This is a genomic window from Variovorax boronicumulans, assembly GCF_030812215.1.
Taxonomy (GTDB): Bacteria; Pseudomonadota; Gammaproteobacteria; order Burkholderiales; family Burkholderiaceae_C; genus Variovorax; species Variovorax boronicumulans_C.
In genome coordinates this window covers 132,431-146,355 of record NZ_JAUSSG010000012.1, presented here as the reverse complement: position 1 = coordinate 146,355, position 13,925 = coordinate 132,431, and the positions used below count along the sequence as shown (strand labels likewise).

The 13,925-nt window shown below is 67.4% G+C and carries 14 protein-coding genes; 9 read left to right on the top strand and 5 right to left on the bottom strand.

The features are described 5' to 3' along the window. The first annotated feature begins 3 nt into the window (after positions 1–3). Genes J2W23_RS27530 through J2W23_RS27505 form a run of 6 tightly spaced genes read left to right on the top strand, consistent with a single transcriptional unit; the run spans position 4 to position 7,159 of the window. Positions 4–993 (top strand): ABC transporter ATP-binding protein, encoded by a 990-nt coding sequence (locus tag J2W23_RS27530; protein ID WP_307651016.1) that lies wholly within the window; start codon positions 4–6, stop codon positions 991–993. Then, the gene (locus J2W23_RS27525; protein ID WP_307651015.1) at positions 990–1,802 is read left to right on the top strand and encodes an ATP-binding cassette domain-containing protein; all 813 of its coding nucleotides are present in this window, start codon (positions 990–992) and stop codon (positions 1,800–1,802) included. The genes J2W23_RS27530 and J2W23_RS27525 overlap by 4 nt, the downstream gene beginning before the upstream one ends. A 38-nt stretch (positions 1,803–1,840) precedes the next feature. Then, positions 1,841–3,334, top strand: coding sequence for an ABC transporter substrate-binding protein (locus J2W23_RS27520; RefSeq protein WP_307651014.1), 1,494 nt, complete (start codon positions 1,841–1,843; stop codon positions 3,332–3,334). Positions 3,335–3,338: 4 nt separating this feature from the next. Further along, entirely contained in the window at positions 3,339–4,739 is a 1,401-nt protein-coding gene (locus J2W23_RS27515; protein WP_307651013.1) for an amidase, read from the top strand. A gap of 49 nt (positions 4,740–4,788) precedes the next feature. Next, entirely contained in the window at positions 4,789–6,243 is a 1,455-nt protein-coding gene (locus tag J2W23_RS27510; RefSeq protein ID WP_307651012.1) for an aldehyde dehydrogenase family protein, read from the top strand. 4 nt (positions 6,244–6,247) lie between these two features. Continuing rightward, positions 6,248–7,159, top strand: a complete 912-nt coding sequence (locus tag J2W23_RS27505; RefSeq protein WP_307651011.1) for an NAD(P)-dependent oxidoreductase — start codon at positions 6,248–6,250, stop codon at positions 7,157–7,159. A gap of 17 nt (positions 7,160–7,176) precedes the next feature. Here J2W23_RS27505 and J2W23_RS27500 read toward each other — a convergent pair whose 3' ends face one another. Both J2W23_RS27500 and J2W23_RS27495 read right to left on the bottom strand, forming a co-directional pair. Continuing rightward, entirely contained in the window at positions 7,177–8,064 is an 888-nt protein-coding gene (locus tag J2W23_RS27500; protein ID WP_176656147.1) for a LysR family transcriptional regulator, read from the bottom strand. An 8-nt stretch (positions 8,065–8,072) separates the two neighbouring features. Continuing rightward, entirely contained in the window at positions 8,073–8,471 is a 399-nt protein-coding gene (locus tag J2W23_RS27495) for a hypothetical protein (RefSeq protein WP_307651010.1), read from the bottom strand. 69 nt (positions 8,472–8,540) lie between these two features. Between J2W23_RS27495 and J2W23_RS27490 the strand changes: the two genes are divergently transcribed. Both J2W23_RS27490 and J2W23_RS27485 read left to right on the top strand, forming a co-directional pair. Continuing rightward, positions 8,541–9,008 carry a hypothetical protein gene (locus J2W23_RS27490; RefSeq protein ID WP_307651009.1) on the top strand — a complete coding sequence of 156 codons (468 nt, stop codon included), beginning with the start codon at positions 8,541–8,543 and terminating at the stop codon, positions 9,006–9,008. 247 nt (positions 9,009–9,255) lie between these two features. Then, positions 9,256–11,085: a bifunctional metallophosphatase/5'-nucleotidase gene (locus tag J2W23_RS27485; RefSeq protein ID WP_307651008.1), complete on the top strand. Its 1,830-nt coding sequence runs from the start codon at positions 9,256–9,258 to the stop codon at positions 11,083–11,085. On the opposite strand, the gene J2W23_RS27480 is transcribed toward J2W23_RS27485, so the two are convergent. After that, positions 11,069–11,314 carry a DUF418 domain-containing protein gene (locus J2W23_RS27480; RefSeq protein ID WP_307651007.1) on the bottom strand — a complete coding sequence of 82 codons (246 nt, stop codon included), beginning with the start codon at positions 11,312–11,314 and terminating at the stop codon, positions 11,069–11,071. The two genes, J2W23_RS27485 and J2W23_RS27480, sit on opposite strands and share 17 nt — an antisense overlap. 186 nt (positions 11,315–11,500) lie before the next feature. Between J2W23_RS27480 and J2W23_RS27475 the strand changes: the two genes are divergently transcribed. Further along, positions 11,501–12,085, top strand: a complete 585-nt coding sequence (locus J2W23_RS27475; RefSeq protein WP_176656150.1) for a BPSL1445 family SYLF domain-containing lipoprotein — start codon at positions 11,501–11,503, stop codon at positions 12,083–12,085. Between the two features lie 31 nt (positions 12,086–12,116). On the opposite strand, the gene J2W23_RS27470 is transcribed toward J2W23_RS27475, so the two are convergent. Both J2W23_RS27470 and J2W23_RS27465 read right to left on the bottom strand, forming a co-directional pair. Beyond that, complete coding sequence (locus tag J2W23_RS27470; protein WP_307651006.1) at positions 12,117–12,962, bottom strand: plasmid replication/partition related protein; 846 nt, start codon at positions 12,960–12,962, stop codon at positions 12,117–12,119. Next, entirely contained in the window at positions 12,959–13,768 is an 810-nt protein-coding gene (locus J2W23_RS27465) for a 4'-phosphopantetheinyl transferase family protein (protein ID WP_307651005.1), read from the bottom strand. Before J2W23_RS27465 ends, J2W23_RS27470 begins: the two co-directional genes overlap by 4 nt. Positions 13,769–13,925 lie beyond the last annotated feature (157 nt).

Here is a 13,925-nt window from a genome sequence, read left to right as displayed (position 1 = left end):
ACCATGCCTCTTCTCGAAGTCAACGATCTCCACATCGGCCTGCAGACCCAGCGCGGCCCCGCCGAAGCGGTGCGCGGCATTTCTTTTTCCCTGGAGCGCGGCGAGACGCTGGGCATCGTGGGCGAGTCGGGCTGCGGCAAATCGATCACCGTGATGTCGCTCATGGGCCTTCTGCCCTCGACCGCGAAGGTCAGCGGCAGCATCCGCCTCGACGGGCAGGAGCTCGTCGGCCTGCCCGAGAAGGCGATGTGCGGCATTCGCGGCAATCGCATCGGCATGATCTTCCAGGAGCCGATGACGGCGCTGAACCCGGTGCACACCATCGCGCGCCAGGTCGGCGAGCCGCTGCGGCTGCATCGCGGGCTTTCCAAAACCGAGGCGCGACAGGAAGCGCTGGGCCTGCTGGAACGCGTGGGCATTCCCGATGCAGCCTCTCGGCTCGATGCGTATCCGCACCAGTTCTCGGGCGGTCAACGCCAGCGCATCGGCATCGCGATGGCGCTGGCCTGCGGCCCCGACCTGCTGATCGCGGACGAGCCCACCACCGCGCTCGACGTGACCATCCAGAAGCAGGTGCTGGACCTGATCCAGAGCCTGGTCGCCGAGATGGGCATGGCGCTCATCCTGATCTCGCACGACCTCGGCGTGATCGCCAACAGCGTGCAGCGCATGCTCGTGATGTACGGCGGCAGCATGGTCGAGAGCGGCCCGACGAAGGCCGTGTTCGCCGAGCGCTCGCATCCCTATACACGCGGCCTGTTCGCGGCGCGGCCGGTTCTCGGTGCGCCGCGGACCGGCCGCCTTGCCACCATCCGTGGCAGCGTGCCCGAGCTCGTGGACCTGCCGCGCGGTTGCGCGTTCGCAGGGCGCTGCGGCTTCACGGCCGATGCCTGCTACACCACGAAGCCTCCGCTGATCATGGCGCCGGACGGCCATGCCGTGCGCTGTTTGCGTCTCGAGGAAATCGCTGCGCAGGACGCCGTCGCCGCATGAACCTTTCCGCCAGCTCCCAACCGCTGCTGCAGGTGACCGATCTCGTTCGGCACTACGACCTGCCGCGCGAAAAGCTCTTCTCGCCGCCGCCCACCGTCAAGGCGCTCAACGGCGTGAGCTTCAAGGTCGAAGCAGGCCGCAGCCTCGGCATCGTCGGTGAATCGGGCTCGGGAAAATCGACCATCGCGCGCCTCGTGATGGCACTGGATACGCCCACCTCGGGCAGCGTGAAGCTGCTCGGGCGCGACCTGCACACGCTGTCCAAGAGCGAACTGCGCACGGCGCGCCGCGATTTCCAGATGGTCTTTCAAGACCCGTATGGTTCGCTCGACCCGCGCCAGACCGTCGCACGCATCGTCGCCGAGCCGCTCGAAGCACTGGCCGAGGTTTCCCGGAAGGAACAACGCGAACGCGCCGCCGAATCGCTCGCTGCCGTCGGCCTGCGCACCTCCGACATGGACAAGTACCCGCACGAGTTCTCGGGCGGGCAACGACAGCGCATCGCGATTGCACGCGCGCTCATCACGCGCCCCAAGCTCATCGTCGCCGACGAGCCGGTAAGCGCGCTCGACGTGTCGGTGCAGGCGCAGGTGCTCAACCTCATGCAGGACCTGCAGCAGCAGTTCGGCATCAGCTACCTGCTCATCAGCCACGACCTCGCGGTGGTCAACCACCTGTGCGACGACGTCGCCGTGGTCTTCAAAGGCCAGATCGTGGAGCAGGGCGCACCGGGCCACCTGTTCCGCCACGCCAAGCACCCCTACACGCGGACGCTGCTGTCCGCCGTACTGCAGACGCCCGCGACCTGAGTCGCGCGGTCATCCCTTTACTTCTGGAGAGATATCGAATGTTGAAGCGACGCACCCTCATGGGCACCGCCATGGCCGCGGCGATCCCGGGCGCTTTCCTCCCGCTCGCGCAAGCGCAGACGGGCAAGAACACGTTGAGCATCGGCATGCCGCTGGAACCGCCGGGCCTGGACCCGACCGCGGGCGCCGCATCGGCCATTGCCGAGATCACGCAATACAACATCTTCGAGACGCTCACCAAGGTCAACGCCGACGGCTCGGTCACGCCGATGCTCGCCGAGAGCTGGTCGTCGTCGCCGGACATGAAGACCTTCGTCTTCAAGCTGCGCCGCGGCGTGCGCTTCCAGAACGGACAGCCTTTCAACGCGGCGACGGTCAAGTTCTCGTTCGACCGCGCGAGCGGCGCCAAGAGCACGAACAAGGACAAGCGCTTCTTCAGCGAGATCGGCACCGTGGTGCTCGACGAATACACGGTGGGCGTCAACAGCACGCTGTCGAACCCCGACCTGCCGTTCATGCTGGGCCAGTCCACCGCCTGCATCGTCGAGCCCAAGAGCTCCGAGACGAATGCGACCGCGCCGGTCGGCACCGGCCCCTACAAGCTGGCCGCATGGCAGCGCGGCGCCTCGTGCACGCTGGTCAAGTCGCCGACGTACCGCGATCCGGGTCTCGCGAAGGTCGAGAAGTTCGTCTTCCGCTTCATGTCCGACACCGCCGCGCAGACTGCCGCACTGATGGCGAACGACATCGACATCTTCCCGCGCGCGGGCACTCGCTCGGTCGCGCAGTTCAAGGGCAACCCGCGCTTCCAGGTGCTGGAGGTGGGCACGCGCGGCAAGGTGATCCTCACCATCAACAACCGCAAGAAACCGCTGGACGACGTGCGCGTGCGCCGCGCGATCCTGGCGGCGCTCGACCGCAACACGATCATTCAGGGCGCTGCGGACGGCTTCGGCAAGCCCATCGGCAGCCACTATGCGATGGGCGCACCGGGTTTCATCGACACCACCGCGATCAACCCCTATGACATCGAGAAGGCCAAACGGCTGCTGGCCGAAGCCGGCGTGAAGACGCCGCTCGAACTGCGCCTGACGCTGCCGCCGCCTTCTTACGCACGGCAGGGCGGCGAGATGATCGCCGCGCAACTGGCGCAGATCGGCATCCAGGTGAAGATCCAGAACGTCGAGTGGGCGCAATGGCTGAGCGGCACCTTCGGCGGCGCGCACGACTTCGATCTCACGATGGTCGCGCATGTCGAGCCCTTCGACCTGGTGAAGTACACCGAGCCCGATTACTACTGGGGCTACGACTCGAAGAAGTTCCGCGACATGTTCGTTGCGATCCAGAACGAAGAGAACAAGAAGCGCCGCGCCGACCTGCTGGCCGAGGCGCAGCGCCAACTCGCGACCGATGCGGTCAACGGCTTTCTCTACCAGGCGGTCTTTCCCACCATCGCGCGCAAGGAGGTCAAGGGCCTGTGGGCCAGCATGCCGATCGTGGTGAACGACCTGGCCGCGATCTCGTGGGGTTGATGCGATGACCAAACCCCTCTACGCGCTGAGCGTGCAGGAACTGCATGCGGCCTACACGGCCAAGGAACTCTCCCCGGTCGACGTGGTGCGTTCGGTCAACGAACGCATCGCGGCCTGCGAGCCCGAACTGCACGCCACCTGGCTGTTTCGTCCCGAACGCGCGCTCGAACAGGCCCGCGCCTCCGAAGCGCGCTGGCTGGCCGGTACGCCACGCGGGGCGCTCGACGGCGTGCCCGTGACCATCAAGGACAACCTTGCGACCGAAGGCGACCCGATGCCGCTGGGCACCGCCGCCTACGACCTCGTGCCGATGGTGCAGGACTCGCCACCCGCCGCCCGCCTGAAGGAAGACGGCACCGTGCTGGTGACCAAGACCACGATGCCCGACCTGGGCATGCTGTCGTCGGGCCTGTCGAGCTTTCATGAGCTCTCGCGCAACCCGTGGGACCTGTCGCGCACGCCGGGCGGCTCCAGCGCGGGTGCCGGCGCGGCGGCTGCCGCAGGCTACGGTCCGCTGCACGTGGGCACCGACATCGGCGGCTCGCTGCGCCTGCCGGCCAGCTGGTGCGGCATCTACACGCTCAAGCCCAGCTTCGGCCGCATTCCGCTGAGCACGCCCTACATGGGACGCTGCGCCGGCCCGATGACGCGCACGGTGGCCGACTCGGCGCTGATGATGGCGTCGGTCGCGCAACCTGACGACCGCGACTATTCGGAACTGCCCGCGCCCACCATCGACTGGAACGCCTTCGAGGTCGACCCGTCGTTCCTCAAGGGCAAGCGCGTGGCGCTGCACATGGACGCGGGGTGCGGCCTGCCGCTCGATCCGCAGATCGCCCAGGCGGTGCGCCGCGCCGCCAAGCGCATCGAAGCCGCCGGCGCGCACATCGAAGAAATCCCGGCCTTCATGACGACGAAGATGCTGCAGGGCATGGACCATTTCTGGCGCATGCGCTCCTGCATCGACATCCAGGCCATGCCGTCCGAGAAGCGCGCCAGGATCCTGCCGTACATCCGCGACTGGGCCGAGAGCGCCGCCGGTTTTTCGGGCGCGCACATCTTCGACGCCTACAGCCAGTTCATCGCGACGCGCGCGGCAACGATCGCGGCGACCAAGGGCTACGACTTCTTGATCTCGCCGGTGTCGCCGAACATGCCCGCGCCCGCGGATCATGCTTCGCCGACCAACGACCCGATGCTGCCGCTGGAGCACATCGGCTTTACCGTGCCCTACAACATGTCGGAGCAACCGGCCGCGTCGATCAACTGCGGCTACTCGGCCGAAGGCCTTCCCATCGGCCTGCAGATCGCAGGCCGCCGCTTCGACGACCTGGGCGTGCTGCAGTTCAGCCGCGCCTTCGAGCAGATCCGCGAAGCACAGCGCCCCTGGCCGGAACCCCGGTGACGACATCGCGGCATGCCCACACGGCACCGCGCGCAAGGAGACAGATTCAATGAGCAACGACGCAACCCACTACATCGACGGCCGCCGCGTGGCGTCCGAAGGCAACGCCACCATCGACGTGATCGACCCGAGCGACGGCCAGAAATTCGGCCAGATCGCGCGCGGTACGACTGCCGACGTGGACACCGCAGTGCGCGCCGCGCGCCGCGCCATGGGCGAGAACTTCGACGGCCCCTGGGGCGCGACGACCGCGCTCGAGCGCGGCCGCCTGCTCGCCAAGCTGGGCGCCGCGGTGATGCAGCATCACGAGGAGCTCGCCCAACTCGAAGCCCGCGACACGGGCAAGGCGCTGCGCGTGGCGCGCAACGACGCGACCGCGCTTGCGCGCTACTTCGAGTACTACGCCGGTGCCTGCGACAAGCTGCACGGCGACACGCTGCCCTACGAGCGTGGCTACACGGTGCTGACGGTGCGCATGCCGCACGGCGTGACCGGACACATCATTCCCTGGAACTACCCGATGCAGATCGCGGGCCGCAGCGTGGGCGCATCGCTCGCCGCGGGCAACGCCTGCGTGGTCAAGCCGGCCGAGGACGCGAGCCTCTCGCTGCTGCGCCTGGCGGAAATCGCGACCGAGGTGGGCTTTCCCGCTGGCGCGCTCAATGTGGTGACGGGTTACGGCAGGGAGGCAGGCGCGGCGCTGTGCGCGCATCCGGGCATCGACCACATCTCGTTCACCGGCTCGACCGTCACCGGCCGCAGCGTGGGCCTCGCGGCGGCCGAGCGACATTGCCCCGTCACGCTGGAACTGGGTGGCAAGTCGCCGCAGCTCGTGTTCGCCGACGCAGACCTCGATGCGGCGGTGCCGGTGCTGCTCAACGCGATCATCCAGAACGCCGGCCAGACCTGCTCGGCGGGCAGCCGCGTGCTGGTCGAGCAATCGGTCTACGAAGAGGTCGTGAGACGGCTGTCCGAGCGCTTTGCGGCCGTGCGCTCGGGGCCGCCTGCCGATGACCTGGACATGGGACCGCTCATCAACGAAAAGCAGTTCCGCCAGGTGCGCGACATGGTCGCGACCGCCGAGGCGAACGGCGTGAAGGTGGCGGCGCGCGGCACGGTGTCGCCGAACGCATCGGCCAATGGCTACTACCAGGAGGCCGTGCTGTTCCGCGATGTGCCCGCCGACAGCGAACTCGCGCAGCGCGAGGTCTTCGGCCCCGTGCTGGCGGTGATGCCCTTTGCCGACGAAGCCGAAGCGATCAGGCTCGCAAATGGCACCGATTTCGGCCTGGTGGCCGGCGTGTGGACGCGCGACGGCGGCCGGCAGTTGCGCGTGGCGAACAAGCTGCACTGCGGGCAGGTCTTCATCAACAACTACGGCGCGGCGGGCGGCGTGGAGCTGCCGTTCGGCGGTGTCAAGTCGAGTGGCTTCGGCCGCGAGAAGGGTTTCGAAGCCCTGCTAGGCTTCACGACCCTCAAGACCATCGCCATCAAACACGGGTGAACCCATGAACACGAACAACGCACAAGAAGCACAGCAGCCCCGCCGCGTCGGCCTGGTCGGTGTCGGCCTGATGGGCAGCGGCATCGCGCAGAACATCGTCAAGCACGGCCACAAGCTGACCATCCTCGATCACCCCGGCAACCAGCCCGTGGGCGCGCTGCTCGCGGCCGGCGCCACCGCCGTTTCTGACGTGACGGCACTGGCCGCGGAGGTCGACGTGCTGATCCTCTGCGTCACCGGCACGCCGCAGGTCGAGGCCGTGATGCTGGGCCAGGATGGAAAGGGGGGCGCGCTCGCGAGCCTGCGCCCCGGCACCGTGGTGATCGACTGCTCGACCGCCGTGCCCGACTCCACCACCAAGGTTGCAGAGGCCGTGCAGGCCAAGGGCGGCAAGTTCCTCGATGCGCCGATGACGCGCACGGCCAAGGAAGCCGCCGAAGGCCGGCTCAACCTGCTGGTGGGCGGCGATGCCGAGGTGCTGGCCTCGTGCCTGCCGCTGCTGCGCTGCTTTGCCGAGAACATCACGCACGTGGGCGGCATCGGTGCGGGCCATGCGATGAAGCTGCTGCACAACTTCGTGTCGCTCGGCACCGTGGCGCTGCTCTGCGAAGCGGCGGCGTGCGCGCAACGCGCGGGCGTGGCGCCCGATGTGTTCGTCGATGTGCTCGCCAAGGGCGGCGGCAACGGCGTGGCGCTGGAACGCGTCAAGCCCAAGCTGCTGACGGGCAGCACGGATTCGCTGAAGTTCTCGATGGCCAATGCCAAGAAGGACCTGGGCTACTACAACGACATGGCGCAGCAGTCGTCGGCGAGCCACGGCATCGCAGAGGCCGTCGAGACGCTGCTGGCCCACGGCATCGACACCTTCGGCCCGGATCGCATGGTGCTCGACCTGGTGGAAGCGCTGAAGAAGTAAGGCGCTTGCGCCTTGCGCTACGGCACGTAGCGCGAGAGCAGGTGATCGACCAGGCGGCGCTGCGGAAACGTCAGCGTCTCCTGCCGCGTGCAGAGGTACATGCGGCGCGACGCCCAGGCGTCGGACAGATTCAGGAAGCGCAGGCCCATTTCCTTGCGGTAGGTGGCCGCAGCGCCCTCGGGCAGGATGCCCACGCCCATGCCGGCCTCGATCATCCGGCACACCGCCTCGAAGCTCTTGACCTTCACGCGCAGGCGCAGCACCTTGCGCGCGGCGACCGCCGCATCCTCGATGGTGCGGGCGATGGCCGAGTCGTTCTCCAGGCCCACGAAATCGAAGTCGAGCAACTCGGCGAACGACACCTCACGGTTGCGGTACGGGTGCTTGCGGTGGACGATGGCCACCAGCCTGTCCATGCGGTAGGGAATGAAGTTGAGCGTCGTGTCCGCGGTGTCGCCGGTGATCACGCCGACATCGGCCTGCCGGTCGCGGATCGCCTGCACGATCCACACGCTGCGGTGCTCCTCCACATCGACGCGAATCTCGGGATAGCTGCGCCGAAAGCTCGCCACGTCGTCGGGCAGGAACTGGCCCATGGCCGATGCATTGGCCTGCAGCCGCACGCGGCCGGTCGCGCCCTGCGCATAGTCCGAGAGGTCGGCGCGCATGCGGTCGACGTCGCGCAGGATCAGCCGGGCATGAATGGCCAGCGACTCGCCCGCGCCGGTCACCGTCACGCCCTTGGAGGTGCGCTGAAAAAGCGGCACGCCGAACTCGGTCTCGAGGATGCGGATGCGGCGGCTCGCGGCCGACAGCACCATGTGGTGCTCCTCCGCCGCTTTCGACAAGCTGCCGGAATCCAGGGCGCTCAGGAAGAGCGCGAGGGAATCGAGGTCGGGCCGCATCGGTCCGTTCAGTGCAGGCTGACGGCCAGCGAATCGATGCAGCCGAAGACCTGTTCCAGCGTGGCGTCGTGCGGCGGTGTCGCGGCAATGCCGAAGACGATTTTCGGCTCGATGCGGGGCTGCAGGGTGCCCGTGAGGTCCACCGTTCCCTGTCCATCGCAACGCATGAGCGTCGTGTTCCATACCGGACCCCAGATCGGCCCGAACACGCCGTAGCGCTGCCGGATCGTGCGGTTGGTGAAACCGATCTTGTAGCCGACCGGCCGCTCGCCGCGCGCGAGCCGGAGGGCTCGCAGCGCGAGCGCGTCATGGTAGGCGGCGGCAACATCGGCAGGGCCGCGGGCGGGGCGGTCGGCAGGCCACAGCGCGGCGTTGTCGCAGTGGGCGAGCAGGGCTTCGGGGGTCATCGAATCAGTCTACATGCGACGTGGGGACGGTCACAACCATGTCACGTTGCGCGTGGCACTCTCGCGGCCTTGGAACCATCACGCCGCCTTCATCTGCGAGCCGCCCTCATCGCATCGGCGGCTGCCTGCCTGATCGTGCTGGCCGTCGCCTGGCACTTCACGACGGGAAACTCGCAAGCGGCAGGCGCGCCGCTCGAGATACGCTGGCACGGCAACGGCATCATCCTCCAAGGTGAGGTGAGAGACGCGGCAACGCAGCGCGTGCTGGCCGAGGGGGCCGCCTCACGGCTGGGCGGCGAGGCCGACCAGGTGGTGGACTGGCTCGATATCGTGCCCACCGCATTGCCGGTGGCGGACGCTTCGGCGCTTGCCGAACTCATCCGTCTGGGACAGGAAGGCTGGCACCTGCAGCGGCGGCCGAAGGACGGGTGGCTGGCGGTGCAGTCGCTCACCGACGAACGCAGCGCCAAGGCTCGCACGCTGCTGCGCACTGCGTTCGGTCCCGGGGTTTCGATGGAGCTGGTGGCGTTGCCCTGAGAAGGTGTGAACGAACCCGCCATGCCCGCTCATCCCGCCCAGACACCCCCGCTCGGCGTTGCAAATGCTCGCCATAGCCCGAGCTATGGCTGCGCTTTGCGCCTTGATCGGGGGCGCCTGAGCGGGCTGCTCGGGCACGCCGGATTCATTCACACCTTCTGAGCCCCCGCGTGGCAAGGGGATGGTCACGCCGCCGTCATGTCGGGTGGCCAGCATGCGCTGCATTCCAATACGGAGGAGCAGATCCATGCATGCATCGCTGAAACATCTCGCGCTGGCGAGTGTCGTCCTGGCCACCTTGTCCGCTTGCGGCGGCAGTGGCAGCTCAAGCAGTTTCTTTCCCTTTCTGCCGCCGGCGCCTCCGCCCGCACCGGCGCCTCCCCCCGCACCGGCCACGCCCGGCAGCATCGACGTGAAGCTCATCGCCTTCAACGACCTGCACGGCAACCTCGAACCGCCCAAGCTGTCGATCACCGCACCCGCCGCCGGCGGCGGCACCGTGCCGGTCCCCGCGGGCGGCGCGGCCTACCTGGCCTCGGCGGTCGCCTCGCTCAAGGCGAAGAACGAGAACAACGCGGTGGTGTCGGCGGGCGACATGATCGGCGCCTCGCCGCTGGTGTCGGCGCTGTTCCTCGACGAGTCGACCATCGAGGCCGTGAACGCGATGAAGATCGACTTCAACGCCGTTGGCAACCACGAGTTCGACAAGGGCCAGACCGAACTGCTGCGCATGAAGAACGGCGGCTGCGCCAAGAACACCGCGCTCGAACCCTGCCGCGTGAACAAGGCCTTCCCGGGCGCGAACTTCGGCTTTCTCGCGGCCAACACGGTGAAGACCGACGGCAACACGCTGTTCCCCGCCACCGGCATGAAGAGCTTCACCAAGGACGGCGCCACGGCGAAGGTGGCATTCATCGGCATGACCCTCAAGGGCACGCCCAACATCGTGACGCCCGCCGGCGTTGCGGGCCTGAGCTTCAAGGACGAAGCCGACACAGCCAATGCGCTGATTCCGCAACTGAAGGCGCAGGGCGCGGACGCCATCATCGTGGTGATCCACGAAGGCGGCACCACCACCGTCGGCTACAACGACAAGAGCTGCGCGGGCCTGAGCGGCGACATCCTGCCGATCCTGAACAAGTTGGACACGGCGGTCGACGTGGTGATCTCGGGCCACACGCACCGCTCGTACATCTGCGACTACGGCAAGACCAACCCGGCCAAGCCTTTCCTGCTGACGAGCGCGGGCCAATACGGCACGCTGCTGACCGACATCAACCTCACCATCGACACCCGCACCCGCAAGGTGACGGCCAAGACCGCCGACAACGTGATCGTGCAGGGCGAGGCCTACACCAGCGGCGCGAACACCATCGCGCTGACCGACCAGTACCCCGTGTTCGGCAAGAACCAGGAAGTGGCCGCGCTCATCAGCCAATACCTCGCGATCGCCGGGCCGCTGGTGCAGCGCGTCGTGGGCTCGCTCACCGCCACGGCCACGCGCACGCAGGTGGCGTCGAAGGAAAGCGCGCTCGGCAACCTGATCGCCGATGCGCAACTGGCGGCCACCAGCCCGGCCGGCAAGGGCGCCGCGCAGATCGCCTTCATGAACCCCGGCGGCGTGCGTGCCGACCTCGCGCCGGCACAGGACGGCAGCGTTACCTACGGCCAGATCTTCGCGGTGCAGCCCTTCGGCAACAGCCTGGTGGTGAAGACGCTGACGGGCGCGCAGATCAAGGCGGTGCTCGAGCAGCAGTTCAACAGCGGCTCCAACACGGTGGCCGCGCCGAAGGTGCTGCTGCCCTCGCGCGGACTGACCTACAGCTACAGCCTCTCGGCGCCGGGCGGCTCGCGCATCAGCAACATGGCGCTGAACGGCACGGCCATCGATCCGGCGGCGAACTATCGCGTCACGATGAACAGTTTCCTGGCCACCGGGGGCGACAACTTCACCGTGTTCAACCAGGGCACCGACGTGCTCGGCGGCGACCAGGACGTGGACGCGCTGGAGGCCTACATCAAGGCGAACAGCCCGCTCGCGCCGCCGGCGACCGACCGCATCACGCCTCTTCCCTGAGCGGGGCCGGCCTTGGCCGGGTGATTCGTCGAACGGGCGCGTCGGCGCGGACGCTTGCAGTGTCGTGGCGTCGCATTGCCTGCGGGCTGCCCGAGACCAGGCTGTGGCACAGCCATTCCGCGGGACCGGCGTTGTAGCGCGCGAGCCACCAGCAACTGGTCGCGGCCCGCAGCGCGAAGATCGCGATGCCGAAGACCACGAGGCCCATGGGATCGATGCTGCGGTGCAAAAAAAAACGGGTTCAAGAACCCCGGTTTCAACCGTGGCCGGTGCCTGCGCAGTCTCGCGGCCTGACTTCGCGTAGGCGGTATTCCCACATCGGATTCTTCGTGTTTTTACCGGCTTAGCATGGATCGATCTGCCGCCGCAGGCAGAGGCTTTTCTGCCGGATCCATGTTTTTGCAAAGGAATCATCATGAACACCATGAACCTCCGTACCCTCGCGTTCTCGTCCGTCGTCGTGGCCTGCAGTCTGGCTTTTGTCGGATGCACCACGACGCGCCCGCAGAACCAGGCCAGCAGCGTGTCCACGCGCACGTCCATCGACGCGCAGGTCGACGCCTCGTTGTCCAAGCTGTACGACTCGGTGAAGGGATCGCGCGAGCTGGTCGCCAAGTCGAGCGGCGTGCTGGTGTTCCCGGCGGTGGTCGGCGCCAGCTTGGGCGTCGGTGCCGAATACGGGCGCGGCGCACTGCGCGTGAACGGCCGCACGCAGTCGTACTACAGCACCACGGCGGGCTCGCTGGGCTTCCAGGCTGGCGCGCAATCGAAGGCGGTGATCTACCTGTTCACCACGCAGGCCGCGCTCGACAAGTTCCGCAGCAGCAAGGGCTGGACGGCTGGCGCCGATGCCACGGTGGCCGTTGCCACCATCGGTGCTAACGGCAGTGTCGACACCAACACGATCCGGCAACCGGTCGTTGGCTTCGTGCTGACCAATGTGGGCCTGGAGGCCGGCGTCTCGCTGTCGGGCGCGAAGATCAGCGAGATTCAGTTGTAAGACAGGCGTCGGCGGGGCTCGCGCCTCGCCGTCAATCGGCCAGCTGTTCCGCCAGTTGTGCCTGCAGATCGGCGACCTGCTTGCGCAGGGCGTCGTTCTCGCGCGTGAGTTCGGCCACGCGCTGCGCCAGCGCTTCGACCGTATCGGGCTTGGCGGCTTGATCGTCCGATGCCGGCTCGGGCGATTCTTCGCGCGGCTTGCGCTTGGCCTCGCGCACGCGCTTGGCCGCTTGCTTGAGCTCGTCCTTGCCCGCGTTCGCTGCGGAGACCTGTTCTTCGGCAGGGAGGCTTGCCACGGCGGCAGCGGTGTTGATCGAGATCACACCCGACTTCACGGCTGCCACCAGTTCGGGCGCGGCCTGCTTCTGGATCTTCTCGATCATCACGACCTGGCTGCTGCTCAGGCGCGCGGCCTTGGCGATGGATTCGCGGCTGTTCAGCGGCGCGGGCGGGGGCAGAGCACTGGCATTGTCGGCGGGAGATTCGCCGGCGGGCGTGTCGACATCGAAAGGCGGGTCTTCCGACGACGACGTTTCCGACAGCGCGCGGGAGCGTTGGTCGTCGACGATGACTTTCTTTCGGAGCGCCAGCACGCCGCGCTGGTAGTCCGAGATGCTGCGCCGGCCCAGGTGCTGATCGATCATCCAGAGGTGCACGTCCTCCATCGTCTTGAAGCGCGGGTTCTGCACCGTCTGGAACGGCAGGCCGTGCTTCTGGCAGATGCCATAGCGGTGGTGGCCGTCCACCAGCACGTCGCCCCACAGCACCAGCGCGTCGCGGCAGCCCTCGGTGAGGATGCTGCGTTCCAGCGCCGCGTATTCCTCCGGAGACATGGGATCGATATAGGCTTTGAGTTCTTCGTTGACGACGATGTTCATGAGGGAGGGATCGGGGAAAGGGGCGGAATTTTAGATGCGCGCTCCGTGGCGACTTCGAGCGGCCGCTCCCATTGCAGCGGCGCGGTTTCGCGGCAGACGATGCGCGCGTCGCGGGAACTGCAGAGCGCCACCATGTGGTCGGGCGTGGGCTGCAGTTGCTGGAAGTGCCATGCCGCGTTGCCGTGCGGATCGGCAAGCGAGAAGCCGACGTCGCCCGGGACATCGAGCGCAAAGGCGAAGCTGTCGAGCGGTATCTGCAGGCCCATGCCGCGTGCCTTGATGTAGCTTTCCTTCAAGGTCCACAGCTCGAAGAAGCGATGTGGCTGCAGCGCGGCCGGCAATGCGCCCAGCGACCTGGCCTCGGCCGGTGCGAAGAAATGATCGACGGCCTCGAGCACGGCGGGGCGGCGGATGTTCTCGACGTCGACGCCCAGTTCGATGTTGCGGGCAATCGCCAGCACGATGAGGCCGGCGGTGTGGCTCAGGTTGAAGTCCAGGCCGCGTGTTTCTTCGACGTCCGGGTCGTCGTCGATGCGGGGGCGACCGAAGGGGCCGTTGGCGAAGCGCCAGTCGTGCGGCTCGATCGGTGCGTAGCGCGAGAGGATCTTGCGCACCAGCACCCGGGTCAGCAGGTAGCGATGCCGGTCGCGCGCGAAGTGGAAGCGATCTCTTTGTGCCAGTTCCTGCGGCGTCAACAGTGCGCGATAGCTTGCGTCGAGCGCGGGATCGCCGGAGTCGCCGTAAGGGCAGAGCCAGAGATGGATATCGCCCGCGGGCAAAGGAATGAGAAGGGCGGCGCGATGCATGTTGGGCGGCAGCGCTTCGCCGCAATCTTGTTGTGCAAATGTTGCTCGAAGCGCAAGTCGGCTATTATCGCGGCCCCCTGTGCCAGGTTCCGCGTTCTCTCGCGGATCGCCCGGCCATCCGATCTGTCGCGGCGGATCTTCTCGGGGCTCCTCATGT